We start from the raw sequence: 25,603 nt of genomic DNA on the forward strand, positions 1-25,603 counted from the left end.
CCGCGTGCCGTCGCGGGTTCAGCGCGCGTCGGTGATGACGTGGGCGCAGGCGGCCGGCCCCGGTCCGGCGAGCCAGCGACAGGTGCGCCGGCGGGGCGGCCAGTCGTGCGGCGGTGATGCCGTCGCCGCTGGTCAACCCGGCGGCGGAAGCACCGTGGCGAGGTGGGCGAGGATGGCCTGGTTGGCCTCCCAGCCGTCGGGGAACCGGACCGGCACGTCCAGTTGCGGTGCCTCGGTCGAGGGGTGGGCGTCCAGCAGGTCGCCGATGCCGGCGCGGGCCACCACCAGGCAGGCGTGCCGGTGCCGGGAAGTGAGCACGCAGAGCCGCCCCGACTCCAGGTGGAAGGCGGTCGCGTCGCGCCGACCGGAGAGCGGGTGCAGCACGATCGTCACGTCGTACTCCCGGCCCTGGAGGCGGTTGGCAGTGTCGACGGTGATGTCCGCACCGGCCTCGCCGAGTCGCGCGCGGATGGCCGCGACCTGGTCACGGTGCGCGGCACCGACGGCGATCCGGTCCGCGGTGACCGGCGCGCCACCGGGCGCCTGCTCGCTGACCGCCACCGCTCCGCGCCGCAGCACCCGCAGCGCGAGCGCGGCGCACGCGTCCGCGGCTTCCCCGTCGGTACGCAGGGTGTGCCGGGCCGGCAGCTCGTACAGCGCCCAGCCGGTGGCGGCGGCCGACTCCACCGCCCGGTCGACGGCGTCACCCGGCCCGGGCGCGGTGAGGTGCAGGCCCCGATCGTCCGGGCCGGTGCCGGCGCGGAAGCCGGTGAACGGGTAGAACGCGCGGGACACCACCGACGCCGCCGAGGCGGGCAGCCGCCAGGAGACCGGCAGCCGATGCACCGGCAGGTGCGGGTTGTGCCGCAGCAGCACCGCCACCGCCGACTGCATCGGATCCCAGGTCAACCCCGCCCACCGACCACCGTCCACCGTGGAGAACGGGTCGAGCTGCCCCGGATCACCCACGAACAGGGCGCGTTCGAACCTGCCGGCCACGCGCAGCAGAGCGTCCGAGCGCATCTGGTACGCCTCATCCACGATCGCCCACGGCCAGCAGCCCTCGGTGACCGTGGCCCACTTGGCGGCCGTACCGATCACCACGGCCGAGGCGGCCAGGTCGGCGGCGTTCGCGGCGACCCGGACCTGCGGATGCGCCCGCACCCGGGGCGACGCCCGGTAGTCACCCGCCGACAGCCGCCCGATCCGCAGCCGCGGCGCCTTCGTGGCGAGCCGGTCGATCAGGTCATCGACCTGCTCGTTCGTCTGCGCGATGATCATCAACGGCTCGCCGGTACTCGCCAGCTCGATGGCGGCCCGCACCACCAGAGTCGACTTGCCGGCCCCCGGCGGCGAGTCGACCACCACCCCCCGGTGCTCGCCCGACCGCAGGTCGGCCAGCACGGCGGTGATCACCCGCTCGGCCTCGATCGCCGGCGGCACCGCCAGCCCCGGCGTCAACCCCAACTGCCCCACCGGCCGCACCCTACCGCCACGATGATGCTGCCGAGACGCGGCGTTTCGGGGCTTCCCGTGCCTCGCCGGCAACGGGACGCAACCCGCGCAACTCACTTCCACGGGATCCGGCTTGCCGGGGACCATCCGGCAAACCCGGGCGGTAGCCGAAAATCGCGTCCCGCCTGGGCAAACGCCACTAGCCTGATACGGAAAGCCGCGTTGTGGCCTCCGTCAGGTGCCGGCCATGCAGATCATGGGGGGTGACCATGCGCGGGCCGAAACGTGGTCCGGTCTGGGCGGCCCAGTTGTGGCTCCACCAACGCCGCCGTCAGTGGCGTATCCAGAGGGAACGCCGGGCTGAACGCAGTCTCCGACGACGGACAGAGGGACGCGCCGAGCAGCGAATGAGTTGGCGGCACCACCGCGGGCTACGCCGTCTGATCATCACGGCGGCGACGATTCTCCTGTTGTGGATGATCGGCTCATTGGTGCTGATGATCCTCGGTGCCGAGCCCCGGTTTCTTCGGATCTCCGGCTGGTGCAAGAACTCGCCGACGAGAGATTACTACTGCGGGCAGGTCGAGGGGTTCGTCAAAGGTCCGCTGATTCTGGCGCTCGGTCTGGCGGTGTTTCTGTTCTGGCGTTATCTGCGGGTCCGGCGCTGGTATCGACGCAACGCCCTCCGCAATCGACGCATGGTGGTACCGACCGCCGATCCGGAGATCAGCCGGGTCCGCATCGTCGGACGCGACGAATTGTGTGAACTGATCATGCAACGGCTCCGCGACGAACAGAGCCGTCGCCCGCTGCTCCTGGTCGGTAGCATCGGCACGGGCAAGACGGCGACATTAGTACGGCTCTCCGAGATGCTGCTGGCCACGAACGTCATACCGGTCGGCATCGACCTACGGACCGTAGCCTCGTCGGAGAAGCTGAACTTCCGCCAACTCGCCCTTGAGCAGTTCGAGAGCACCATCGACGGCCAGTTGCACGGGTCTGCGGAGGCGGACAAGGTGTGGCGGCGGCTCCATCTGGAGAACCGGATCGTGGTGGTCGCCGACGGCCTGGAGGAGGTGCTCACCGACACCGCCCAACCTGCGGACCGGGACAGCGTGCTCAGGGAGGCATTCCGCCGCGCTACCCGCGATCGTCTGCCGCTCGTCGTCGCGTCGAGGCCCGATGATCCGCTTCGCGGCCTGGACGCACTGCTGCTGCAACTGGAGCCACTCGCTCCCGCCGCTGCACTCGAGTACGTTCAGGCACACAGCCGGCGGTCCGGTGCCGACGAACGGTGGGATCGGATCGCCGCCCTGGTCAAGGCCGCCGACGTCGCTGACTCGCCGTTCTTCCTGCGGGTCATTGGCGAACTGTACGAGGTCGACCGGCTCGACCGCCTCCCCCACTCGAACCACGGCCGGTCCCTTCTGCGCTGGGTGCTGCTGGAGGAGTGGCGCGACGCCGTCATCTCAGGCGACCTCTACGAGGACTACGGAATGCCTGCGGCGGAGCGGGCGGAGGCGATCGAGGTGCTTTCGGCACTCGCCTGCATCGGACTGCGAGACAACCGGCAGCGGATACGGACCACGGATCTCGCCACCGCCGAGCGGGACCCGAGCGGACGGTGGATTCTCGCCGAACTCCGATCTCGGTTGCACAAGCTGGACGCCGGCAACCTGCAAGATGTCGGGCTGGCTGAGACCACCGGCAACGCACTGAACATCGTCGTGAAGATGCAGGACGGCGTTCGGTTCCAGCACGGGGTGGTACAGGCGTACCTAGGCGCCCGCTTCCTCACCGCCGCCCTGCGTGACGCCGCCTTCCTCGACCACGCGTTCAGCGAGCACGACGGACCCGGCCGGGAACTGCTGGCCGCACTCACGCTCTACACGCGTAGCGACGGAACCTTGGAACGTCGTGACGGCAGGCGACGAGCGCCCGTAGCGTACGGACGGCTGCTCAAGCTCGGTGACACCGTGGGGCAAGCCATTGGGTTGAACCTTCGGGTGCGGGATGCGGAGCTGACCCGGCACCATTCGGTCAGGCTGGTGCGAATGCTTCGCGCTGCGGCGGTTTCGACCCGGAACCGTACGCACGCGCTTGAGATGTTCGCGGCGGCGTTGGAGATGGATGCTGCCACCGGCCATGTGCAGCACCGGAAGCTGGCCGACGCGATCGGTCGATCCTGGCCCTGCTACCAGGGGGACGGCTCCATCACCGACCGACCCCTGGAAGACGCCAAGATCGCCCTCGTGCACCGGTACGGCGACGCGGCCCATCAGCTACGACACCACCCGCCACAGCGCGGCGCGATGCGATGGCGTCAGCCCACTCCGCAGTACCGCCAACTCTTCCAGATGATGGCAGACGAGACGTCGTACCTACCGCGCCTGGCAGCCGCGCGCGAGATCGCCCGGGGCGGTAGCGCTGCAGCCCGCAACCTAGGCGACTGGCTCGGTCAGCCTCCATGGGCGGACTCCAGTAGGGGACGGGAACGCCTAGAGGAGATGAGGGCCTGGATTCTGCCGCCGCTCTTTCTCTTCACCGAGGCAGAGACCGACTCGATCGAGCAGGACCTTCAGTCGGAAACGTGCGGGATGCTGCGGCACCTAGTCCGACGGCTGGCCACTGATTCCGCCGAGGGCACCCCCGTTTCCGAAATGACTTTGGCTCAGGGGTTCCGGTTGGCCGCCAACTGCCGCGCCTACCCACCGCACCGCAGCATCCTGATTGAGGAAGCCGAAAAGGCGCTCCGGCACTCCCGCTTCTGGTACTCGCATCTCGTTCTCATTCAGGCTCTCACCCTCCTGGCACTGCCCCGTGATCCCGGTGAGCCATTGCGCAAGAGAGGTCATGGCTCGGACCCTCGTGGACTCGTCGAGTTCTGGATCTCCATTGCCGGCGAGGGACATCGCGCGCCAGAGACCGGCGGTGGAAGAACGCACCCACTCGTCCGCGCAGCCGCCGATCTGTGCGTCGAGGCACTCATCGACCGCCATCCCGAACGTCACTGCTGGGTCGATGAACGGCAAATCGTCGGCAGGGTGGGTTCGGTCAGCGCCCATCAGGGCATCCGACGGCTCCAGGATTCCTGGCTGCCGCCGTCACATGGCTGGGCCGTACTCGAACCGCGAGCTCAGCGGCTGCTGGCCGACGTCATGTTGCTGATGAATCTGGCCGATCGCGGGAGGGACGCCGGCGAGCGGGCGCTCCGACTGGGTCGAGCCAGTCGGTCCGACCTCCCCCCTTGCATCACGACCGACCGCAGCGCCATGCGGGTCACGCTGAGCCGCCGCCAGGCCCACGACGTGCAACCGGGCGCCACCTGCATCGACGACTGCCAGTTCCGGCTGTGTCCGCTGCCGCCCAAGGGGGACGAATTGCCATACCAGATGGACGAAGCCTTCTGTGCTCACCAGATCGACCTCGTCGGACACCTGTTCCGCTCACCCGGGCGAGCGGACTGGCAGGCGGTTGATCGAGAGGAATTGCGCTCGTTCTGGCGGGACATGTCCGAGCGGATGGCCCCCGCCTGGCGTAAGTGATCCCTGCTTCGTACTGACCGTCCGCTGCTCCGCCGGCTGGCGCTGTCGGGACGCACGGCGGCAGCCACGGGTTGCGGCATCTCGGGGTCTCCGGCCGCCCGGAAGGCCCAAACATGCCGCAAGCCGAAAGAGGGCGACGCCACGACGGGGTGGCGCGGGTCAGTGGACGATGACCGGGATCTTCGGCTGGTCGCCCGGCTGCCCGCCCGGCTGGTCGTCGAGCAGGTGGGACCGTTCCTGCCGCCGCGGCAGGAACGCGGCCGGGATGAACGTGGCCGCCACCAGGGCGAACGCCACCCAGAAGGTGGTGGCGAAGGAGTTGGCGGCGAAGTCCAGCCCACGCTCGATCAGCGACGGGTCGGGAATCTGCTGGGCCAGCTCCGGCCGCTGCTGGGCGGCGATCGCCAGACCGGCCTCGGTGACCGGGTTGCCGTTCTCGTCGGTGAGGCCGGGAATCTGCCGGGAGCCGTTCAGCTCGTTGGTCAGGATCACCGACATCACCGCGGCGCCGACCGATCCACCGATCTGCTGGAGGATGTTCACCAGCGTGGAACCTCGGGCCACCTCGTGCCCGGTCAGCGTCTTCAGCGCCGACGTCATGATCGGCATCATCGTGCCGCCCATGCCCAGGCCCATCACGAACAGCGAGCCGCAGAGCAGCACGTACGAGGTGTCGGCGTCGAGCTGGGTGAAGGTGAAGAACCCGGCGAGGATGAGCAGCAGCGCGAACGGCACCGTCCGGCCGACCGGCACCTTGTCGGCGAGCATGCCGGCGATCGGCATGGTGACCATGGCACCGAGGCCCTGCGGCGCCATCAGCAGGCCGGCGTGCAGCGTCGACTCACCGCGTACCTGCAGGAAGTAGCTCGGGAACAGCAGGCCGGCACCCATGAACGCGATGATGAAGACGAACATGGTCAGCGCGGCGACGGTCAGCCTGCGGTTACGGAACAGCCGCAGGTCGAGCAGCGGGTGCCGGGGCTTGAACGAGTAGATGACGAACGCCACCACCAGTGCGGCACCGACCAGCATCGGCCCCCACACCTCGGGGTCGGCGAAGGTGCCGGCCTCGGGCAGCGTGGAGACGCCGTACAGGAAGAGGGCGAGACCCGGCGAGAGCATCAGCATGCCGAGGAAGTCGAACGACTCGGAGGGCTGCGGGCTGTCCTTCGGCAGGGCCATCTGAGCGTACACCAGCGCGACGATGCCGATCGGCAGGTTGATCAGGAAGATCCAGTGCCAGCTCGCCACGTCGATCAGCCAGCCGCCCAGGATCGGGCCGCCGATCGGGCCGAGCAGCATCGGGATGCCGAGCACCGCCATCAGCCGGCCGATCCGGTTCGGCCCGGCCGCCCGCGTCATGATCGCCATGCCGATCGGCATCAGCATGCCACCGCCGAGACCCTGCAACACCCGGTACGTGATCAACTGGCCGATCGTGTCGGCGGTGGCGCACAGGCCGGAGCCGATGGTGAACAGCGCGAGCGCGATCATGTAGAGGCGTTTGGTGCCGAACCGGTCGGCGGCCCACCCGCTGAGCGGGATCACCGTGGCCAGGGCGAGCGTGTAGCCGGTCATCGTCCACGCCACCCGGGCGTACGAGGCGTCGAACTCGCTCTGGAACGTCGGCAGGGCGACGCTGACCACCGTCACGTCGAGGATCGACATGAGCGCACCGAGCACCACGACGCCGGCCACCTTGAGTACCGCGGCGTCGAGCTTGTCCGAGGTCGGAACAGGCTGCGGTGCCGCGACAGATTGCTGTGTCACGAGGTCTCCCGTTGTTGGAACTGCCCATGAGGCGAGCGGTGGTGGCCGACGTGGCGCCCACTGGCCGGCGCGACGGCGGAGGTGAAGCCCGCACGGCACATTAGCTCCCGCCAACGACAGTCCGCCGCCCGTTTAGCGACCAGCAGAGCTTTCTGTGAGCACGGCCACGGTGACTCTGCGCCGCCAGGCGTGACCGGACGGGAAACGGGTACGCGCGGCACGCGGTCAGGGCCGGCAGACGGCGGGAGAGGTGGTGCCAGCGTGGCGAAATTCCTGGTCACAGCGACCTACACGATCCCGGGCATGGCCGGGTTGGCCAAGGAGGGCGGCACGGCGCGGGCCGAGGTGGTCGAGGCCCTGATCGAGAACGCCGGTGGGCAGGTGGAGGCGGTGTACTACGCGTTCGGCCAGTTCGATCTGTACGTGCTCTGCGAGGTGCCGGACAACGTCACCGCCGCCGCGCTCGGCATCGCCGTGCGGGCGGCAGGCGGCGTGGATGCTCGGATCGTGCCGCTGCTCACCACGGCGGAGATCGACGCCGCCGTCCGGCTACCCGTCACCTACCAGCCGCCGGCTGCGTGACGCGGATCCGGCCGAACGACGACCCGCCACCAGCCCACCCCGAGCCGCCCAGCCCCACCCCGAGCCACTCACCCACCCCGATCACGCCGCCGAACGCCCGACCTGCCAAGGTCCGACGTGGGCCGCCACCCGACCCGACATGCGGCATCTCGCCGCTTCCCGCGAACCAGAAAGCCCAACATCCCGCACGTTGATCAGCGGCGGCGCTCCCCCACCCGGTACGTGACCAGGTTCGGGTCGGCCCGTAGCTGCCGCTGGGTGAACTTGATGGTGTCCCAACCCTTGGCCGAGTACAGCCGGGTCTGGTCGGCGTACCAGGGCGAGTTCGGGTTGGCCGACTGCGAGTAGGTGAGCAGCTGCCGGCCCGACGGCCCCTCGCGGCCCAGCTCGACGGCCATCAGGTACGACGTGCCGTGCCGCACCTTCGGGTAGCCGACGCCGGGCTGCACCTGGTTGATGATCATGTTGAAGACACCGGCCTCCGGCCAGCCACCGTGGATGGGGATGCGTTCGGCGCCACGGGGTTCGGTCTGGATGTCGCCGAGGCGGGCGTCCAGCGGGATGCCGCCGAGCAGTTTCACGGCGTCGGCGAGTGCCGTGCGGACCCTCGGGTCGTCGACGGCGAGCCGGTTCGGCGTGGTCAGCGGGGCGGCCGGATCGAACGGGTCGGCGAACCGCAGGCCACCGGCGCGGGCGAACTCGGTGAACACGTGCGAACCCCGGCTGCCCAGGTCGACCCGGAGGTCCCAGCGACGTAGCGCGGCGCAGGCGGCCGTCAGGTCGACAGTGGTGCCGTCCGAGGCGGTGGCCGTCGGCTGGGCTTCGCAGAGCCGGACCAGGTCGTCGCGGACCAGTTCGCCGCCGTACGCCCGGTTGCCGAGCGTCACGTCCCACAGCCGGCCGGTGGTGAATCCCCGGCCGGGCAGCCCGTCGGTGCCGGCAAGACGTTGCCGCACCTGGTGCACGCCGAGCCGGGTCCGCAGGCTGCGGACGGTCCGCTCGTCGCCGAGGATGCGCGGGTACCCGACGAGCGGGCGAGCGGGGTTGGCCAGCCAGTAGCTGTCGTTGGAGTTGGTCACGTAGTCGTCGCGGACCAGGGTGGGCAGGTTCGCCGGCCCGAGGATGCCGGGCACCGCCGCGTCGCGGTCCCGGCCCAGCTCACACGCAGATCGGGAGCCGTCGAGGACGGCCTGGCCGCTTGTCGCGTACAAACTCTGGAAGGAAGCTGGGATGCACGCGGCCGCGAGGGAGTCGGTGACCCGGGGCACGACGGAGTGGTCCGCGTAGAGGGCCCGTCCGTGCCGGTCGGCGGCGATGACGTTGACCCAGGGCAGGAACTGCCGCCGGTCCAGCGCCGACCGCAGCTCACCCACCGAGCGCGCCCGGCCCATGGCGAGCCAGCCGTCGAGCGCACGGTTGTTCGTGGCGTTGACGTCGGTGATCGCGTACGCCGTGTCGGTGGTCCAGTCGAAGCGGCCCGGCACCACGACGACCGGGCCGAAGTGGGTGTCGTAGAGGGTACGGCTGACCGGCCCGGCGGGAGTCCGGACGGTGACCGTGCGGGCGGTCATCTTCCGGGTCCGGCCGTCGTAGCGGTAGCTCGTCGGGTCGCCGGGCACCAGCGTGAGCCGATGCCAGACGAAGCGGCGGGCGGTGGAGACGGTGTGCGACCAGGCCACCTTGCCGTTGTGTCCGATCTCGACGAGCGGGTCACCGATCAGGGCCGCGCCCTCCACGTCGTACCGGCCGGGCACCTTCAGCCGCATCCGGTAGAAACGCTCGTCGCCGTCCCACGGGAAGTGCGGGTTCGCCAGCAGCATGCCGGCGCCGCCGGTGGTGGCGCGGCGCCCCAGACCGTACGCGTTGCTACCCACCCCGGACGGCGCCCCGTCGCGGGCAGTGACCACGGCTTCCGCCCCCGGGGCGGTCACCTTCATGCTGGTGCCACTGGTGCTGCTCCCGCCGGTGCTGCTTCCGTTGGCGCTGCTTCCCTTACTGGTGGCGGCGGGCGGCGCGGCGGCGACGATGCCGTCGGCGAGCGCGCCGGAACTGGCCCGGACCATCGCGGCCCGGTTGGCCCGCCACAGGTCCAGCTCGGTGATCGGACGTACCCACTCCTGCCCGGCGCAGGCCGGGTCGTTGATCTTCTTCCGCGCTCCCCGTAGGTAGGCGTTGTAGCCGGCGGCGAAGCCGCGCATCTGGTCGCGTACCTCGTCGGAGGGTGCGCTCAGGCCGTCGCGCCGGCCGACGAGCCAGCGCTCGGCGGCCCGGTCGTCGATCGCCTTCTGGTGGAACAGGTCGCTGGCGACGTTGTCGGTGTCCGCGCCGAACCAGCGGGACCGCTGGCCGTTCACGGTGACCATCTGCTCGGCGATCAGGCAGATGTTGTCCTCCGCCTGCGCGTACCCGACGCCGTAGCCGAGGCTGGCGAAGTCGCGCGCGGTGATGTGCGGTACGCCGTAGGAGGCCCGCTGGATCAGGGCCGAGTAGCCGCCGCCGCGCGCGACTGCGGTCCCGCCGGTCACGGCGAGGCCGGCGGCGACCAGTACGGTGGCGGTGGCGGTGGCGACGATCCGTCGCCCCCTCATCGGACAGCTCTCTTCATGGGACGTCTCCCCGTGGTGTCGACTGTGCCCGGTCAACTCGTTGCCCAACCGAGGCTAATCACATCGACCGATCCGGCAATCCGGGATCACCACCACCCGCCTCCGGGTTCACCCCCAGAGCACATGCCGCCGATCACGCAGCAGGGGTGGTTCGGAGGCCTCGGATCAGGATGGCGGCGAGGCGGCGGGGGTTGTAGCGGGAGTCGGCCGAGGCACCGATGCAGAGGTTGCCGACGCCTTGGAGCAGGGTCAGCGGGTCGATCGGGTCGGCTTGGCCGGCATCGACAGCGGCGTCCAGCAGCAACGTGACCGCCGGGAGCAGGTGGTCGAGGAAGTACGCGTGCAGTGGCTCGAAGGCGGCGGCGTCGGAGTGCATCGCCTCGGCCAGGCCGTGCTTGGTGACGAGGAAGTCGACGAACAGGTCGATCCACGCGGTGAGCGCGTCGTGCGGGGTGGGGCTGCTGGCCAGCAGTACGGGGGCGGCCTGGGCGCAGGACTGCACCTGGTGCCGGTAGACGGCGACGATCAGGTCGGCCCGGGCCGGAAAGTGGCGGTAGATCGTACCCACGCCGACGCCGGCCCGGACGGCGATGTCACGGACCGGGGCATTGACGCCGGAGTCGACGAAGGCCGCGGCGGCGGCCTCGAGCAGCGCCTGCTTGTTGCGCTCGGCGTCTGCCCTCTTCCGGGGAGTCGGTGGATCGGTGTCGCGGGCCGGCACGGTCCTGTGGCCTCCGTCACGATGCCTGGCAAACGGAACGATGTTCCGTATCGTTTAAGCGGAACGAGGTTCCACTTCTATCCTCTCTCCTGCTGAGGAGCAACAGTAATGCGCATCCCAGAGCAACAGCCCACCCCGGTGGTTTCGGTACGACCGGTGGTGCTGCCGGCACCGGCCCGGGGCACCGACCTCCAGGTCCGGGTCACCGCCCCGCTGTCCGGGTCCGGGCTGCCGATCGTCGTGTTCGCGCACGGCTTCGGCGCGAACATGGACATGTACGCACCGCTCGTCGAGCACTGGGCGGCCCACGGCTTCGCGGTGCTCCAGCCGACCCACCTCGACTCCCGGACCCTGGCCGTCGGACCGGACGACCCTCGGTACCCGGAGATCTGGCGCATCCGGGTCGCCGATCTCGTCCAGGTCCTCGATTCACTCGACACGATCGAGGCAGTCGTCCCGGGGCTCGCCGGGCGACTCGACCACGACCGGATCGCGGTGGCCGGCCACTCCTGGGGCGGCCAGACGGCCAGCATGCTGCTCGGCGCCCGGGTGCTCGACGCCGACGGCACCCAGGGCGAGGACATGTCCGATCCTCGCGTGAAGGCGGGCGTCCTGCTAGCCACCACGGGCACCGGCGGGGCCGATCTGACCCCGTTCGCGGCCGATCACTTCCCGTTCATGAGCCCGACGTTCGCGCAGATGACGACGCCCACCCTGGTCGTCGCGGGCGACCAGGACAAGTCACATCTGTCGGTACGCGGACCGGACTGGTTCACCGACCCGTACCACCTGAGCCCCGGGCCGAAGAGCCTGCTCGTCGTGTCCGGCGGGGAGCACTCACTGGGCGGCATCCCCGGCCACAACGTCACCGAGACCACCGACGAGAGCCCGGAACGGGTCGCCCTGGTCCAGCGCGCCACCACGGCGTACCTGCGCAGCGCGCTCATCCCGGGCGACCCGGCCTGGTCGCAGGTGGACCCGGGAGCGCTCGGCCGGATCGAGTCCCGATGACCGCAGCGCCATTGATATTCATGCATGCAGCTATCTAGCATGCGCCTATGCGTGCTCGTCGGGTCACCCTGGTCGCCGTCCTAGGTATCGCGCTCGGGCTGTCCGGCACCGCCGTCGCCCACGCGGCCGACGATCCGGTGCTGACCACTCCCGGCGCCCCGGTGGTGGTGGCCAACGAGCCACACCGGCTCACCCTGACCTGGTCGCCGTCGACCTGGATCGGCGAGCCGGGCGCAACGCCCATCCAGCACGAGGTCCGGGCGTGGCTGGGCCCCAACGTGTACCGCAGCCTCGGCACCACCACCGGCACCGACCTCACGCTCACCGATCTCGCGCCGGGCACCGAGTATCGGCTCACCGTGTGGGCGTACACCAACGTCGGGTACTCCCTCGACTCGCCGGTGACCCCGGTCCGCACCGCGTACGGGAAGGCACGGATCAGCTACCGCAACCTGAGCTGGTCACCGACGGACAACCAGATCCAGCACGTCCTCCAGGTCGTCAACACGGGCACCGCCCCGCTCGACCTGGCGGACGTGCGGATCCGCTACCACCTGACCTTCGAGGGTGGAAACACCTCGCTGGTGACCAACTGCGACTGGGCGGCGATCGGCTGCGCGAACGTGCAGCGCCACATCGAGTACTTCCCACCACCCCTGCCGCCGGGCCCGCCGACCCCGACGCCAACCCCCACGGTCTTCCCGCCGCCCGGCACACCGATCCCCGGCTGGATCGAGCTGACCTTCACCGGCGGCGAACTGGCCCCCGGCGAGTCGACGGGCCCCATCTACCTCCGCCACCACCGGCCGAACTGGACGGCGATCGACGAACGCGACGACCTCAGCTGGCAACAGGCCACCGGCGAGTGGGCCGACAACAGCCGAATCACCCTCGACGTCAACGACATCCGCGAGTACGGCGACACCAACGCCTGAGCTGTCGCCAGCGGCGGCACGGCCAACAGGTGCGGACCGGTCAGGCGAGCCGGAACAACTCCTCGACCGGTCCCCAGTCCAGCCTGCCACCAGGAGCGAGAGCGGCCTCGCCCCAGGAGACGCCGAGCAGCCCTTCGTCCGAGTTGCAGGCGAAGCCGACGAGCAATGTCCTCGGCTGCGGCGTGAGTGCCTCGATGGCCGCGCGCAGCAGCGTCCGGTCCCGGGCCTCGTCCGGAGTCGCGGGCATCCCCGGAAGGGTTGGCTCGTCGTAGCCGGGCGCCGGACCGAAGAGAATCAGCAGGTCGCGCACGAGGTGGTTCTTGAGCCGGCCCCGGACACGCCGCATGTCGAGACCGCGGCGCTTGGCGTACATCCAGGGCAACAACAAATGGTTGCGGCAGATGGTGACGCGCACCTGCGCACCGGGTGGATGCACGTCCTGCACGTCCGACAGTTCCCGGAGCTGCTCGTGCAGCGACTCGTACTGCTGCTTCCAGCGGGTCGGACCGAAGGCGTGATCCGTGGCCAACGCCGAGGCCTCCCGTGCGTTCTGCGCCAACTCGACGGCCCGCTGGAGGGCCTTGGGTATCCGTGCCCGCAGGTCACGGACCAGGTCGGGGCCGAACTTCTCGACCGACCACTGCGACGGCTCGCCATCAACCCCCACGCCATTTACCCCCTGTATCGAGGCGATCACTGACCGATACAAGGTCTCACATCTTTCAATGCGAGTAACAGCCCCGGCCGCCGGCCGTCACCAGATCGCGGGCAGGTGGATCTGGTCGGCCGGTATCCCTGCGGCGGTGAGCCTGCCCCGGGCGAGGCCGAGCATCGCGGCTGGTCCGCAGACGTGAACCTGCTGGCCGGGGCGATAGTGGTTGAGCGCGACGGTCAGCGCGTCGCCCTGCTCGGCAGGGGCGACGAACGGGTCATGGGAGAACGCCGGGACTACGGTCAGCCAGGGATGGGCCTGATCGAGCTTGTCCAGGGTGATCGCGTCGTAGAGGTCGGCCACGGTGCGTACGCCGACGATCAGGGTCACCCGGCGACCGGCCGGCGCGGCGGCGACCTGCTCGACCAGGGCGCGCAGCGGCGCCAGCCCGGTGCCACCGGCCACCAGCAGCAGATCCCGGGCAGTGGCTCGTCCTGCCCCGACCGGCTTAGCCCTGGCGGATGCTGCTTCGGCGGGGCAGCCAGGAGGGGACGTGTCCGAGGCGGTGGGCAGGCTCAGGCCGATGTCGACGGGTGGGCCGAGATGGAGCAGGTCGTCGGGGCGTACCTCGTGGACGAGGGTGCGGGAGACGGTGCCGGCGGGGACCGCGCGGACGTGCAGCTCGACGGTGCCGTCGGGGCGTGGGGCGTTGGCCGGGCAGTACCAGCGCCACCGGCCGGGATGCTGCGGCAGGCAGACCGGCACCGCCTGGCCGGGCCGGAACGGCAGCCGCCGCCAGGGGCGTACCGTCAGGATGACGATGCCCTCGGCGGCCAGGTCGCGGCCGACCACCTCGGCGGGCCAGAACGCCGGCCCGTCGCCCATCCGCCCGGCGGCGCGCTCGACGAGCGCCCAGGCCCGCCACCACCGTCGCTCCCAGCCGGCCTGTTGCGGGCACAGCCGTGGTGCCACCGGCGCCAACGCGGCACCGATCAGCGAACCGTGCTCGTGGCGCAGCCGGTACCGGCGGTAAACCCGGCCGAGCACCGCCAGCAACGCCAACCGCCCGGCCCGGTCACCGCCGCCGCCGACCAGCCGGGCCAGTGCGGCGACGACGAGCGCCGTCGCCCGCTCCGGCAGCAGCCCCGGGCCGCGCAGCTCGGCCCGGAAACGTGCGGCGGCCTCGTCGATGACTGGGTGGTCGCGGGCGGAGAGAACCCCGGCCAGGTAGTCGGCGGCCCGCCGCCGCTGCGCCTCCGGCAGCCCCGGCCAGCCGTCGAACACCGGTCCGCCGGCCGCGAGCTGCCGGGCCACGTGCGCGGCGAGCCGGTCCCGATCAACCCCGATGAGGTACGCCGACAGCTCCGCGTCCGCCTCGACCAGCCGCAGCCAACGAGTCACCGCATCCCGGCTCACCGCCGCTCCCCTGTTCGGTGGTCGTGGGTTGCCGGCCGGCAGTCGGCGTGCCGGGCCTGCCGGCCGTCGGCGTGCCGCGACTGCCACTGCCGCAACGCCTGCCGGATCCGCTCGGCCTCGGTGTTCGCGGTTGTCAGCTCCCGATGCAGCCTGTCGATCTCGTCGGCCGCCCGGTTCAGGTAGTTGTACACCTGGCGCGGGTCGAGACCCCGCCAGCGCCGCTCGAAGTCGGCGGTGCGGATGTGATGTGGGTGTAGGCGCTCCCCGGACAAGTAGATCATGGCCGCGGTGCCTCCTGCTCGGCGATCAGCGCCCGGAACTGCCGGTCGCTGAGGTCGCGCCGGTCCAACACCCGCCGCCCCCACCGATGCAGCCGGTACGGATGCGGCGCACGATCGCTGCGGCAGCGCGGCCCCTCGGGCCACTGCTCGGCGGCGTGTACGGTCACCGCCTTCACGGCGAAACCGACATCCTCGGCTGTCACGTACGGCGGCATCGGCAGCTCGCCGAGCACCTGGTCATTCGAATCCATGTCCCTCCCCTGCTGTGGTTGCGGCACCGAGGCGGGCGGGGACGACGCGCCGTCGGGGGTCGGCACCACCGGAGCCCAGCACCCGCCCCGGGCCATGTCTGGCAGAGTTCTGGATCAGCAGGGCGGGCCGTATGACGTGGGCGAAGTAGCCGACATGCACACTTCGCATCTGACTGCTCCACCGAGCAGTGACGTCGCACTGATGGCCATCTCGCTTACGGACGGTGCTGCGGCACTCCGGCGACCTCGGCCTTCAAATGATCGATATACGTAGCGCGCATATCGCAGTCCGCGCTGACGGGTTGAATAGATAGGCTCAACTGAGCGCAATCGACACAGCCGACCGGGAACAGCGAGGTCGCCGGTGAGACATGCGAAATGCCCTCGATGTGGCAGCCGCCTGGCGCGCGACAACGACAGTGGACGCTGCGCACCCTGCCACGCGGCCGAACGCGACAGGCTGAGCGTGCCGCCGCCGGTACCGTCGTCCTTCTGGAAACACGAGCCGGTACGTGACGCGCTGGCGCAACGACATCTCGGGCGGGTGATCCGGGCGTACCGGCATCACCCCTACCACGGTCGGAATCCACTGCCGCAGGTCGCCGTCGCGGACTGGTTGGGCATCACTCAGGCCCAGCTCAGCCGGATCGAGAACGGCCCGCCCGTGGTGCACCTTGACCGTCTGACACATTGGGCACAGCTACTACGCCTGCCGGCGAAACTTCTATGGTTCGCTCTACCCACCACACCGCAGACCGGGGTCGCCGCAGATCCTCCATCAGCCACGGCGGGGCAGCCGCTTCCCGGACCGGTCGTCAGGTCTTGGCCGAACGAGCTGGACGATCCCGTCGATGCAGCACCGACTGAGGAGGTGGCCACCACGGACCGCCGACAGTTCAGCACGCTTGCCGCTCTGGCCGGTCTGGCATCTGCGGCTCACCTGGAGTTGTTGGCGGAGCTCGTCGACCCCCCTTCCACGATCGGTATGGAACAGGTTCGCGTTGCCTGCACCCTCGTCAACGAACTACGCCAGGCCGACGCCGCCGTAGGCGCCAACGAACTCTGCGACGTGGCCGTCCAGGTGCACTCCCGCCTGCTGAACTGGGCCGCCAAGGCCCGGTACAGCCGCGAGGTGAGCGATGCGTTGCAAAGCGCGCTCGCCGATCTCGCGGTCGAGGCCGCTTGGCTGGCGATCGACTCGGAGCGACGAGCCACCGCCCGCCCATATCTCAACGAGGCGATCACCCGAGCACGGATCGCCGACGATCCGCAGGTCGAGGTTCGCGCGCTGACCCACCTCGCGCTGCTCATGCGCGAAGCACAACCGATCGAGTCCCTGCACTGCGCCGAGGCGGCGCTACGGGCGTCCGCCGGCTGGGCCACCCCTCGTCTGCGGAGCCTCCTGCATCTCCGGCGGGCGCACACGTTCGCTGTGCTGAATGATGCGAGTGGCTACGAGCGGGCCATGGCCAAGGCCCGCCACGAGTTGGACCGCGGCCCGCACGACGACGACCAGGGTTTCGTGCACTTCGTCAACAACCAGGAGGTCCAGGGCATTCGCGGGCTCTCCTACCTGTGCCTCGGCCAGTCAGGGCGCGCAGCGGACGCCTTTCGAGCGGTCACCGCGAACCCATCCCCGGCACACCGGCGCAACCAGATCCTGTACTCCGTCCACCTGATCGAGGCGACCCGGCAGCAGGGCGACGTCAACCAGGCGGCCCGGATGGCGCTGGACGCGTTGCCCGCTGTGAGCCAGCTGCGTTCCCAGCGGGTGGCGAGACACCTGGCCGGAGTCAGGGCGAACCTCGGCAGGCTGGAGCGTCCGACCGCCGCCGTCCAACAGTTCACACGCGCGTACGACCAGCAGGTGACGAGATGATCGCCAACCTTGTCCTACAGACCTACGCCACCGATGAGGCCGAAAAGCTCGTCGACGAACTCGTGAGCCTCTACCTGGAAGTGCACGCCGACGAGGGGGAGTTCTACAGCGAGGAGCGCTACCTTCGCCAGCTCGGCGCACACCGGGAACGCAATGGGTGGCAGCTCGTCACCGCCACAGTCAACGGAGTACTGATCGCTTACATCTACGGCTTCCCGCTTCCGCCGCAAACCCGATGGTGGGAGGGGCTCAACGGGGATGTACCCGCCGGGTTCACCGACGAGGACGGCCGACGGACCTTCGCCATCAGCGAACTGCTGGTGCGGGCCGGCTGGCGGCGCAAAGGTGTGGCGCGAGCATTGCATGATCGGCTGCTGAGTGGCCGTACCGAGCAGCGCGCCACCCTGCTCGTCCGTCCCGACAACGCGATCGCCCGACGTGCTTACGACTCGTGGGGCTGGAGGCAGCAGGCTCGGCTGCGGCCGAGTTGGGAGAACGCGCCGGAGTTCCTGGTCCTGACGACAGACTTGCCCCACCCGACGGCTTCGTCGACGGTCCGGGCCTGCGAATGACCGAAGGCCCGGTGCTCGCCCTGGTCGCCTGCGCCGCACCTCACGTACTGCGGGTCGGTGAGCTGATCGAGTTGCTGCAACAGACGGCTGGACCGTCTGCCTCACCGCCACGCCGACCGCCGCCACCTGGATCGACCGACAGGCACTGGCAGACCGGCTTTCCCGTGCGAGTGGAATGGCGAACGCCCGGCGAGCCCGAGCCGCATCCACCGGCCACGGCCGTTGCCGTCTTACCGGCCACCTTCAACGTCATCAACAAGTGGGCCCAGGGGATAAACGACGCCCCTGCCCTCGGCATCCTCAACGAGGCGCTCGGCGCGGGCATCCCGGTCTACGCATTTCCGAACGTCAAGGAACAGTTGGCCGCCCACCCAGCTACGACCGGCACCTACGGCTATTGGAGGACGCGACCGTCGCCGTAACGCCCCTGCCTGCTGAACTGGGTTGGCGTACGGTCGTGGACCGTCTCCGCGTCGCGTAACGCGTCCAGGCTCGTGCTGGCCTAGAGATGCCTCAATCGGTCAGCAGTCGAGCGTGACCGGTTAGGCAATGAGCAGGAGCACGCGGATCGACAGCATCACCGCTGCCGTAGCGCCGTGGATGCCATAGACGGCCGCCCTGGGCCCGCCGCTGCGCATCACGATTAGCGCGTCGCCGATGGGGATGAGGGTGGCAGCCAGCATGAGCCAGCCCAGCAGGTGGGTTGTCCCGCCGACCACCAGGATGAGGATGAAGAGGCCCGCGGCAATATCACGCACCGCCTTGACCGACAGCCAAGCGGGACTGGTGCGGTCCTGGCCGAGCGCGTCGAGTATAGCCAGCCGGTGCTCTACAGCCACTTCACCGGCAAGGACGACATCATGCGTGCCGTCGCTATCGAAGGCTTCGGCGAACTCGCGGCCCGCCTGCGCCGTGCCCGGCTGGCCGCCCCCGAGCGGCCTGCGGCATTGCATGCCGTCTGCCGCGCCTACCTGGAGTTCGCGACCGAGCAGCCCCCTCTACCAGGCCAGTTCGTCCTGCCGACCGACGTGAAGTTTGCGCACACCGAGACGCCGCCCCCATTGCGCGCCGCTTTCGACGAGTTCGTGAGTTGCTTCCGCCCGGACAACCAGCGACGCGAGCTCTTCGCCGAAGTCACTTGGAGCGCCTTGCACGGCATTGCCGCCCCTCCCGAGAGCGGCCGCATCCCCCCGAACGGCCAAGCAGAATGGCTCGACTTCCTCGTCACCCAGATCGCCAGCACACCAGAGCCAGGCATCTGAACTCGCGTTCAGTGCCTCGAATGGCTTGCGACGATCCTCGTTTGCTACGCCCCATGGGGCGCGGCTTCGGCACTTGCCGGTTGAAGCGGGGCTTGAGGGCCAGAACCGAGGCTTCCTTCGTACCCTCCGGGTTGTCGGTCTCCTCCCAGCGGACGTGGCACCGGCCCAGCCAGTCGGCGATGTCCTGCGCCGTCGCTACGGAACCCTGCCTGTCGAGTAGCTGGCCGACCTGCTCGTGCAGTACCGATGATCCACGGTTCCCGGTCAAGTGCTGCCGGAGGCGTTTACGCAGATCCCGGTGTAACCGACGTAGACGACGGTGCCGCCGTCGAGGACCACATGCACGCCGGGCGCGCGAGGCACCCTGGCAGCAACCTCCATGGTGTACGGGGAGGGTCGGTGAAACCGGTAAGCAGACCTTCGGTCTCGGTGTCAGGCATGCCGGGACGCTACCTCCAGGTGAGGATGTCGAGTAAACGGAGGTCAGTAAGGTGAGCCGCACGCCGGACGAGTTCATCCTGGTGAGAGGCCAGGTCCTCGCGCAGGCGCCATAACCCCGCCACGTTCGTCGGGTCGACGAGGTCTCCTCGGATCGCGATCCAGTAGGCCAGTCGAAGGCCCGGCCGGTCGGCTCTGTGCCGGCGGGCGCAGTCCGCTGCCTTCCGCCGATACCTGTCCGCCAGCTGCGAATCCAGGATCGGGAACAACCCTCGCCGCTTCAGATGCAACACCTTGGATATCTTTCCCGTCGCCAGGCCGGAGGGCCGCTGGTCATGGAAATGCTTGAACAGCGCGAGGGCCCTGTCGTACAGCAGGCCCACCTCTGCGGGATCGGCGTCGGCCAGCCGAGCGTCAGGGGCCACCACGGACCAAAGTTCTTGGCCTTCGGCTGCTCTCGCTACGAGCCAGTCGCGCTCTTCGTTGCTGATCCGCGACCTGATGATCCGAGTGCGGACAACGTCCTCCAGAGTGAGCAGGTCCGGGTCGCCCTCGCCCGTCAGGTCGTACTGCCGGATGGTCCTGCCGCGCTGCTTGACGTAATCCACCACCCTGCGCAGCGGGTCCGGTTCGGCGGCGCAGGCGATGACAATCACTCCTGCTCTCCCATCCGGTTGGCGATCCGCTCCGGTGTCGGTACATCTCTACAAGATCCGGGGCGGTTCAGGTGTCTATCGCAGCACCCGCCGCTGCAAAACCGCACGGCCGATCCGTCATCGAGTGGACCATACAGCGGAAAGACCAGAAGGGGACGCCGACCATTCCTCAGTCGTAGGACAACAGCTGGTGGGGCAGCAGATCCCCCCGCAACCGGGCACGACTCGAGAGCTAGCTGCGGCGGCCCCTGCATCACCTTCGGGCGGTGCACCAACGGTGGGCTTCGAGCCGGTAGCGTCCCTTGTCGGCTCCGCCTGAAAACTGGCTCTGGCACACATTCTGTGATTGATCTTGTTGGTGGCTCACGGGGTGGTCAGGACGCGTTTGCGGAGGAGGTCGAGGTTCGCGCGGCCATACATTTGTCGCTTGATCGTCTTGATGCGGTTGACTTGGCCTTCGACGGGGCCTGAGCTCCAGGGCTGGGTGAGGCCGGCGACGACGGCGTCACGGTCGCTGGCCAGGCCGGCGGCGAAGCCGCGGATTTCGGGGTATCCGGCGTGGCGGGCGCGGTTGATCCAGGCGTCGAGGTGTTGTCCGGTGCCCTGGTGGCGGACCAGCGCGGCGAACCCGCGGGCGAGGCCGGCGACGGTGTCGAGCTCGGGGCAGCGGCTGCGGGCGTCGGTGAGATCAGCGCGGTCGTCATCGGTAATTTTGTGGCCGGGTCGCATGATCCAGGCGGTGATCCGCCGGGCCGACGGCACCCGTACTGCGGTCGCAGGGGTGGGGCGGGTGCGGTTGATGGCGAGCCAGTCCCGCAGTACCCGCAAGCTGCCCCGGTAGCCGCGGGCCACGATCTCGGCGTGCAGCACGGCTGTCTGGTGGACGCCGTCGGTGAGGCGTTGCCGCAGGTAGGGGTGGAACGGGGCGAGGACGCTGGGTCGGTTGGCGGCGTTCGGGCCGATCAACGCCTCGGCGGTGGTGGCGTGGGCGTACTTGCGGGCGGTTCTGACGTTCATGTCGAGCCGGCGGGCGGTCGCGCTGATCGACAGTCCTTCGGCTCGCAGGGCGTGCACGGCCGCGTGGCGTTGGCCGGTGTTCGCCGCCCGCCGTCCCGTCCTGACCGGCTCGTCGGCCGGAGCGGCCAGGACGGAGGTCGGTTCGGTGTGGGTGCGTAGGCAACGGCGGTGTCCACGGATGACTTTTTCGACGGTGTCGCTGAGGTTCTTCAGCAGGTGCCACCGGTCGGCGACCTGGATCGCGTCAGGTGCTCCCTTGCGGGCGCCCTCGGCGTAGCTGCCGCCTCGGTCGCGGCAGATGATCTGAACGCCAGGATGCTCGCGCAGCCAGGCGGCGAGGGTGTCGGCGGTGCGGTCGGGCAGAACGTCGATCGGCCGGCGGGTGTGCATGTCGAGCAGCACCGTCGCGTATCGGTGCCCTCGGCGGCGGGCGAAGTCGTCGACGCCCAGCACCGTCGGCGTCACCGGCGACGGGTCGGGCATCCGCCGGATCATCCGGATCAACGTGGAGCGGGACACCGACACGGCCAACCGCTGCGCCAACCGGCTGCCCGGTCGACCGCCCAACGCCGCCGCGACGGCTTGCAGATCACCTGTCGCGAGGACCGTGTGGCGGGCATGCCTTCGGGTCAACCCTGGCACTTGCTCGACGAACGTCCGCCGTCCGCATTTGGCGTTCACGCAGGCGAATCGACGGACCGTCAAGGCAACCAGCACCTCATGGCCACCCAACCTGACATCGGCCAGCCGCCGCAGATAGCGACCGTGCACCGTGGTCGACCAGGTACCGCAGACCCCGCACGGCGCCCGCACCGTCTGCGTCGCCGCGTCGATCCTGACCGTGATGCCCCGAACCGCCACCGCTTCCACCCGCAGGCCTGTCAGGTGCGGCAGCAACGCCGGAATGATCTCCACCTCGGCACCCAACCCGAACTACCGGCGAGCGCGACTCACAAAATGTGTGCCAGAGCCAAAGTTCAGCCGGCGTTGACATCCCTTGGCGTCCTCGTGGCGGCTTTCAGCTAGAGGCATTAGTCGGGGCTGTTCATGCGCAGTCCGAAGGTGGCAGAATGTGATCATGAAGCCCCGCATCGTCCGGACGCACGACATCCTTCGCTATGCGCGGGATGCAAACCCCAATGAAGAGACACTGAACGGCTACCTCAACTACTACTTCGTAACGTCGTCGCCCGACGGGCGTCTGCCGCGCATCCAGCTGGAGCGAGGAATCAATGCGACCGCAAACGTCCACGGGCCGGACGGGGTACGACGGCCTGTCGTTGCCCTACGATCCAGTCCTTGGAAGGCCGGGCACGCAACTAATCCCTGGTACGACGAGTTCGACCTGAACCATGGCCAGGTTCGCTACTACGGAGACCACAAGGCAACCACCCCAGGCTCGCTCGGCACCACCGCCGGCAACAAGGCCCTGATCGAGGCCTGGCCCCTCTTTGCAGCTACCTGCATCGAGGATCGCCTGCTCGCCCCGCCACTCCTGCTATTCCGCTCGGTGACGGTCGAGCGAGACGGGCAGGCCCTGGTGAAAGGCCACGTGGAGTTCTGCGGGGTCGGCATCATTCAGAGTCTCGAGCACGTCGTACAGCAGGACGAAAACACGGGCGGCAGCTTCCCAAACCTTGCCCTGGATATCGCCGTTGTAGACGCCTCCGACCGCGGCGACGCATTCGACATGCGCTGGATCGACGACCGCCGCAATCCCGATCTAGACAGCCTTCAGGCGAACCGATACGCTCCACCCTCGTGGAGTCGCTGGGTCAGGAAAGGTAAACACGCGTTTCCTCAAGTCCAACGCTCCTTCATCCCCTCCAGAACAATCTCCTGAGGAGCCTTGCCATCGCAGAAGACCGCAACTAGGGGAACGTCGGCAGCTGCGGGTGGTGGCGTGACAGACGATGCTCCGGCGTAGGTGGACACCGCGCGGCGACCGGATTGGATCTTCGGTTCGCCCGTCCCAGCCCCTTCGCGGTCGCCACAGCCGATCGTCAGACCGGATGGCCAGTTCGAACCGGTTGCCGGGCCGAACGGCTACTTGTTCCACTGCCGCCGGACGCCGTAACCCGCCAGCGCGTCCCCTTGCGCCTACCCAGCCAGCGCCAGCTATCGTCTACCTTCAAGCCGATCATGACCTAGGGCGGCCCGGAAGCGCGGAGCGGAGCGGAACACATGCACACCGTTGTCGACCTGTTCGCGGGCTGCGGCGGCGGATCTATGGGATTCAAGAAGGCCGGCTTCAAGACCCTCGCCGCGATCGAGATCGACGTGGACGCCGCGGCAGCCTTCGCCTTGAACGTAGGCGTGAAGCCGATCGTCAAAGACATCCGCGACGTGTCAGTCACGGAGCTCCAGGCCGTCGGCGTCCAGCCGGGTGAGCTGACTCTACTGTTTGGCTGCCCACCATGTCAGAGCTTCACCGTGCTTCGTAGGGGAAGCGCCGCCAGTGATCATGACTTGCGTCGAAACTCTCTGATCTTCGAATATCTCCGACTGGTCGAAGCCCTCCAGCCACGCCACATCGCATTCGAGAACGTCCCGGGCCTTGTAGGCGGCCGGTGGTCGGAGTACTTCGAAATCTTTCGCGAGAGACTCGATGCGATGGGATACCGGATCGCATGGGACGTGATTGACGCCGCGGACTACGGCGTACCGCAGCGACGCCGGCGAGTTCTCGTCATCGGCAGTAGGGTCACGGAACCGCAGCTGCCTGAGCCCACGCACGGTTCCAAAGGCGACAAGAAGCCGTACGCGACGGTGCGGCAGGCAATTTACGGTCTGCCACCGTTGGCGCCCGCTGAAGCTGATCCTCACGATCCATTCCACAAGGCTCGTCGACACAGCAAGCTTGCGCTCCGCAGGCTGGCCCGGATCCCCGAGGGCGGCGGGCGGGCAGATCTGCCCGAGGATCTCGTGCTCAACTGCCACAAGAATCACAACGGCCACTACGACATTTACGGCCGCATGTGGTGGGACCGGGTAGCGCCCACCCTCACCTCGGGCTGCACCAACGTGACGAGGGGGCGTTTCGCGCATCCCGAACAGGACCGTGCAATCACCCTCCGCGAAGCCATGCTGCTGCAGACGTTCCCGCGGAAGGCGCATCTGCATGGCACCCACGACGCAATGGCACTGCAAGTAGGAAACGCGGTCCCGAGCCTGCTGGCAGAACGCATTGCGACAAAAATCATGGGGATGGAGCGCCAGTCCTTGCCGACTTCCAACGAACTCGGCAAGCTCGAGGGGCACGCGGACGAGCCTGGAGAGGTCCGTGGGGTCAGCCCCTCAGACTGATACCTCGGTCACCCGCACAGCTTGTATGACCGCTACAGCCATGGCGGAAACATCTTGGTGCGCCCAGAGACGCAGCACTTTCCAGCCGCGGGATTGGAGGTGAGAGCTGGTCTCCGCGTCCCGGCGACGGTTTCCTTCAAGTTTGGCTGCCCACCACGCCTGATTGCTCCGTGGAACCATGCCGTGTTGGGGGCAGCCGTGCCAGAAGCAGCCGTCGACGAAGATGGCTACCTTGACGCGGGTGAAGGCAATGTCGATCGTCCGGCGCCGCCAATCCGGTACCGGCAGTTGTACCCGATAGCGAAGACCCTGAGCATGCAACAGCTGGCGAAGCTGAACCTCCGGCCCTGTGTCTCGACGAGGCAGGCGACTCATCTGCGCCGAAACCAACGGCGACGAGGGCACCATCGGAGGCGGCGGCGCTGCAGCTTGCTCGGCCGACATTGTGATCAAACCGCCCGTCCGGAACCTAGAACCCCGATGACCAACCGTACCCCGGAACTCAATGCCGCCCGCTTCGTGGCCGACCCGGCCCCATACGCGCGGCCGGGTCCCACCACGAACGCTCCGACTTAGTATTCGTTGTCGACGTCCGGCTGCGGAAACCAGCTATCGAGCGGGACGCGCCCGAGATATGTGTACGCGACGACGTCCGTGCCGACCGGGGCGAACAGCTCACGTGCCTCGTTGATATAGATGCTGCCCCCAGCCCTCTTGTGCTTGGCCCAGCGGCGCACTACCTCGCTGGCTGACGCCAGGTAGTCCGACAGGTACTCGTCCCGCTGCCGCCCAGGCCGGATCTGTCGGCGGCAGTAGATGTCGTCTCCGGACGCCTTCAGAATGTACTTGACGCCGACGCGCGGACCGACCCAGTTGTCACCCGGAGATAGATGGCCGGGCGCGACCGGGGAGATCCTCGTCTCGTCCAGATCGAATTCCAATAGCTGGTCGTAGCGCCCCGCGTACCAGGTCCCTCCACCGGCCTTGACGAGCACGTGCCGCCACTCGTTGATGTAGAAGACGCCGGAAGGGGGCTCTCCATGCTCTCTCTTGACTTCGGCGACCATCTTGACGAGTGGCGAGTGCTGGTCCGTCGTCAGGAGAGCTCGTTCCCGTCGGTCCACTATGTAGACAAGTCGGATGTGCCCATCGGCGGTTACCCGGTACTTGGCGTCGGTCTTGGTCGACGACGGCTCGATCCAGGGGTATGCCCGCCGTTGCTTGGGTACCTTCACATCGCCCTCGGTC

Annotated in this window: 22 protein-coding genes; 10 read left to right on the top strand and 12 right to left on the bottom strand. The window is 68.8% G+C overall.

Features of this window, described 5'->3' with window-relative positions; all coding sequences use genetic code 11:
• Positions 1–132 precede the first annotated feature (132 nt).
• Positions 133–1,476 carry an AAA domain-containing protein gene (locus tag O3597_RS20020; protein ID WP_281602035.1) on the bottom strand — a complete coding sequence of 448 codons (1,344 nt, stop codon included), beginning with the start codon at positions 1,474–1,476 and terminating at the stop codon, positions 133–135.
• 386 nt (positions 1,477–1,862) lie between these two features.
• Between O3597_RS20020 and O3597_RS20025 the strand changes: the two genes are divergently transcribed.
• On the top strand, positions 1,863–5,000 hold the full coding sequence (locus O3597_RS20025) for an NACHT domain-containing protein (protein WP_281602036.1): 3,138 nt from the start codon (positions 1,863–1,865) through the stop codon (positions 4,998–5,000).
• Positions 5,001–5,159: 159 nt separating this feature from the next.
• On the opposite strand, the gene O3597_RS20030 is transcribed toward O3597_RS20025, so the two are convergent.
• The gene (locus tag O3597_RS20030; protein WP_281602037.1) at positions 5,160–6,770 is read right to left on the bottom strand and encodes a DHA2 family efflux MFS transporter permease subunit; all 1,611 of its coding nucleotides are present in this window, start codon (positions 6,768–6,770) and stop codon (positions 5,160–5,162) included.
• Between the two features lie 261 nt (positions 6,771–7,031).
• Here O3597_RS20030 and O3597_RS20035 point away from each other — a divergent pair, with 261 nt between their 5' ends.
• On the top strand, positions 7,032–7,352 hold the full coding sequence (locus O3597_RS20035) for a GYD domain-containing protein (protein ID WP_281602038.1): 321 nt from the start codon (positions 7,032–7,034) through the stop codon (positions 7,350–7,352).
• 194 nt (positions 7,353–7,546) lie between these two features.
• Here O3597_RS20035 and O3597_RS20040 read toward each other — a convergent pair whose 3' ends face one another.
• Together O3597_RS20040 and O3597_RS20045 are read right to left on the bottom strand one after the other, a co-directional pair.
• Positions 7,547–9,940 (bottom strand): acylase, encoded by a 2,394-nt coding sequence (locus O3597_RS20040; RefSeq protein ID WP_281602039.1) that lies wholly within the window; start codon positions 9,938–9,940, stop codon positions 7,547–7,549.
• 151 nt (positions 9,941–10,091) lie between these two features.
• On the bottom strand, positions 10,092–10,679 hold the full coding sequence (locus O3597_RS20045) for a TetR/AcrR family transcriptional regulator (protein ID WP_281602040.1): 588 nt from the start codon (positions 10,677–10,679) through the stop codon (positions 10,092–10,094).
• 108 nt (positions 10,680–10,787) lie between these two features.
• Between O3597_RS20045 and O3597_RS20050 the strand changes: the two genes are divergently transcribed.
• Both O3597_RS20050 and O3597_RS20055 read left to right on the top strand, forming a co-directional pair.
• Entirely contained in the window at positions 10,788–11,690 is a 903-nt protein-coding gene (locus O3597_RS20050; RefSeq protein WP_281602041.1) for an alpha/beta fold hydrolase, read from the top strand.
• A 47-nt stretch (positions 11,691–11,737) separates the two neighbouring features.
• Positions 11,738–12,625, top strand: coding sequence for a cellulose binding domain-containing protein (locus O3597_RS20055; protein WP_281602042.1), 888 nt, complete (start codon positions 11,738–11,740; stop codon positions 12,623–12,625).
• Between the two features lie 40 nt (positions 12,626–12,665).
• Here O3597_RS20055 and O3597_RS20060 read toward each other — a convergent pair whose 3' ends face one another.
• The 4 genes from O3597_RS20060 to O3597_RS20075 form a co-directional block, all read right to left on the bottom strand.
• Positions 12,666–13,292 carry a hypothetical protein gene (locus tag O3597_RS20060; protein WP_281602043.1) on the bottom strand — a complete coding sequence of 209 codons (627 nt, stop codon included), beginning with the start codon at positions 13,290–13,292 and terminating at the stop codon, positions 12,666–12,668.
• A gap of 87 nt (positions 13,293–13,379) precedes the next feature.
• On the bottom strand, positions 13,380–14,693 hold the full coding sequence (locus O3597_RS20065) for an FAD-binding oxidoreductase (RefSeq protein WP_281602044.1): 1,314 nt from the start codon (positions 14,691–14,693) through the stop codon (positions 13,380–13,382).
• Positions 14,690–14,974, bottom strand: a complete 285-nt coding sequence (locus tag O3597_RS20070) for a DivIVA domain-containing protein (protein ID WP_281602045.1) — start codon at positions 14,972–14,974, stop codon at positions 14,690–14,692. Before O3597_RS20070 ends, O3597_RS20065 begins: the two co-directional genes overlap by 4 nt.
• Entirely contained in the window at positions 14,971–15,225 is a 255-nt protein-coding gene (locus tag O3597_RS20075; RefSeq protein ID WP_281602046.1) for a hypothetical protein, read from the bottom strand. The genes O3597_RS20070 and O3597_RS20075 overlap by 4 nt, the downstream gene beginning before the upstream one ends.
• 364 nt (positions 15,226–15,589) lie before the next feature.
• Between O3597_RS20075 and O3597_RS20080 the strand changes: the two genes are divergently transcribed.
• The 3 genes from O3597_RS20080 to O3597_RS20090 are packed head-to-tail and all read left to right on the top strand — an operon-like array spanning position 15,590 to position 18,098.
• On the top strand, positions 15,590–17,104 hold the full coding sequence (locus O3597_RS20080; protein WP_281602047.1) for a helix-turn-helix domain-containing protein: 1,515 nt from the start codon (positions 15,590–15,592) through the stop codon (positions 17,102–17,104).
• Positions 17,101–17,676, top strand: a complete 576-nt coding sequence (locus O3597_RS20085) for a GNAT family N-acetyltransferase (protein ID WP_281602048.1) — start codon at positions 17,101–17,103, stop codon at positions 17,674–17,676. Before O3597_RS20080 ends, O3597_RS20085 begins: the two co-directional genes overlap by 4 nt.
• On the top strand, positions 17,673–18,098 hold the full coding sequence (locus tag O3597_RS20090) for a flavoprotein (protein ID WP_281602049.1): 426 nt from the start codon (positions 17,673–17,675) through the stop codon (positions 18,096–18,098). The genes O3597_RS20085 and O3597_RS20090 overlap by 4 nt, the downstream gene beginning before the upstream one ends.
• 120 nt (positions 18,099–18,218) lie before the next feature.
• Here the strand turns inward: O3597_RS20090 and O3597_RS20095 are convergent, their stop codons facing one another.
• Entirely contained in the window at positions 18,219–18,515 is a 297-nt protein-coding gene (locus O3597_RS20095) for a DUF4267 domain-containing protein (RefSeq protein ID WP_281602050.1), read from the bottom strand.
• On the opposite strand from O3597_RS20095, the gene O3597_RS20100 reads away from it, so the two are divergent.
• A complete protein-coding gene (locus tag O3597_RS20100) occupies positions 18,501–18,938 on the top strand; it encodes a TetR-like C-terminal domain-containing protein (protein WP_281602051.1) in 438 nt (145 codons plus the stop codon). The two genes, O3597_RS20095 and O3597_RS20100, sit on opposite strands and share 15 nt — an antisense overlap.
• A 449-nt stretch (positions 18,939–19,387) precedes the next feature.
• On the opposite strand, the gene O3597_RS20105 is transcribed toward O3597_RS20100, so the two are convergent.
• Positions 19,388–20,032: a DUF6308 family protein gene (locus O3597_RS20105; RefSeq protein WP_281602052.1), complete on the bottom strand. Its 645-nt coding sequence runs from the start codon at positions 20,030–20,032 to the stop codon at positions 19,388–19,390.
• A gap of 363 nt (positions 20,033–20,395) precedes the next feature.
• On the bottom strand, positions 20,396–21,964 hold the full coding sequence (locus tag O3597_RS20110) for an ISL3 family transposase (RefSeq protein WP_281602053.1): 1,569 nt from the start codon (positions 21,962–21,964) through the stop codon (positions 20,396–20,398).
• Between the two features lie 163 nt (positions 21,965–22,127).
• Between O3597_RS20110 and O3597_RS20115 the strand changes: the two genes are divergently transcribed.
• Positions 22,128–22,892, top strand: a complete 765-nt coding sequence (locus O3597_RS20115) for a hypothetical protein (RefSeq protein WP_281602054.1) — start codon at positions 22,128–22,130, stop codon at positions 22,890–22,892.
• A 341-nt stretch (positions 22,893–23,233) separates the two neighbouring features.
• Positions 23,234–24,355, top strand: a complete 1,122-nt coding sequence (locus tag O3597_RS20120) for a DNA cytosine methyltransferase (protein WP_281602055.1) — start codon at positions 23,234–23,236, stop codon at positions 24,353–24,355.
• 572 nt (positions 24,356–24,927) lie between these two features.
• Here the strand turns inward: O3597_RS20120 and O3597_RS20125 are convergent.
• Complete coding sequence (locus O3597_RS20125; RefSeq protein WP_281602056.1) at positions 24,928–25,590, bottom strand: hypothetical protein; 663 nt, start codon at positions 25,588–25,590, stop codon at positions 24,928–24,930.
• Between the last annotated feature and the right edge of the window lie 13 nt (positions 25,591–25,603).

Source organism: Verrucosispora sp. WMMA2044, from assembly GCF_027497155.1.
In the GTDB taxonomy this organism is placed as follows: domain Bacteria; phylum Actinomycetota; class Actinomycetes; order Mycobacteriales; family Micromonosporaceae; genus Micromonospora; species Micromonospora palythoicola.

Coding starts and splice junctions, on each gene's coding strand:
- O3597_RS20050 (WP_281602041.1), top strand. CDS start 10,788: ATGCGCATCCCAGAGCAACAGCCCACCCCGGTGGTTTCGGTACGACCG.
- O3597_RS20075 (WP_281602046.1), bottom strand. CDS start 15,225: ATGGATTCGAATGACCAGGTGCTCGGCGAGCTGCCGATGCCGCCGTAC.
- O3597_RS20070 (WP_281602045.1), bottom strand. CDS start 14,974: ATGATCTACTTGTCCGGGGAGCGCCTACACCCACATCACATCCGCACC.
- O3597_RS20120 (WP_281602055.1), top strand. CDS start 23,234: ATGCACACCGTTGTCGACCTGTTCGCGGGCTGCGGCGGCGGATCTATG.
- O3597_RS20085 (WP_281602048.1), top strand. CDS start 17,101: ATGATCGCCAACCTTGTCCTACAGACCTACGCCACCGATGAGGCCGAA.
- O3597_RS20040 (WP_281602039.1), bottom strand. CDS start 9,940: ATGAGGGGGCGACGGATCGTCGCCACCGCCACCGCCACCGTACTGGTC.
- O3597_RS20090 (WP_281602049.1), top strand. CDS start 17,673: ATGACCGAAGGCCCGGTGCTCGCCCTGGTCGCCTGCGCCGCACCTCAC.
- O3597_RS20055 (WP_281602042.1), top strand. CDS start 11,738: ATGCGTGCTCGTCGGGTCACCCTGGTCGCCGTCCTAGGTATCGCGCTC.
- O3597_RS20115 (WP_281602054.1), top strand. CDS start 22,128: ATGAAGCCCCGCATCGTCCGGACGCACGACATCCTTCGCTATGCGCGG.
- O3597_RS20025 (WP_281602036.1), top strand. CDS start 1,863: ATGAGTTGGCGGCACCACCGCGGGCTACGCCGTCTGATCATCACGGCG.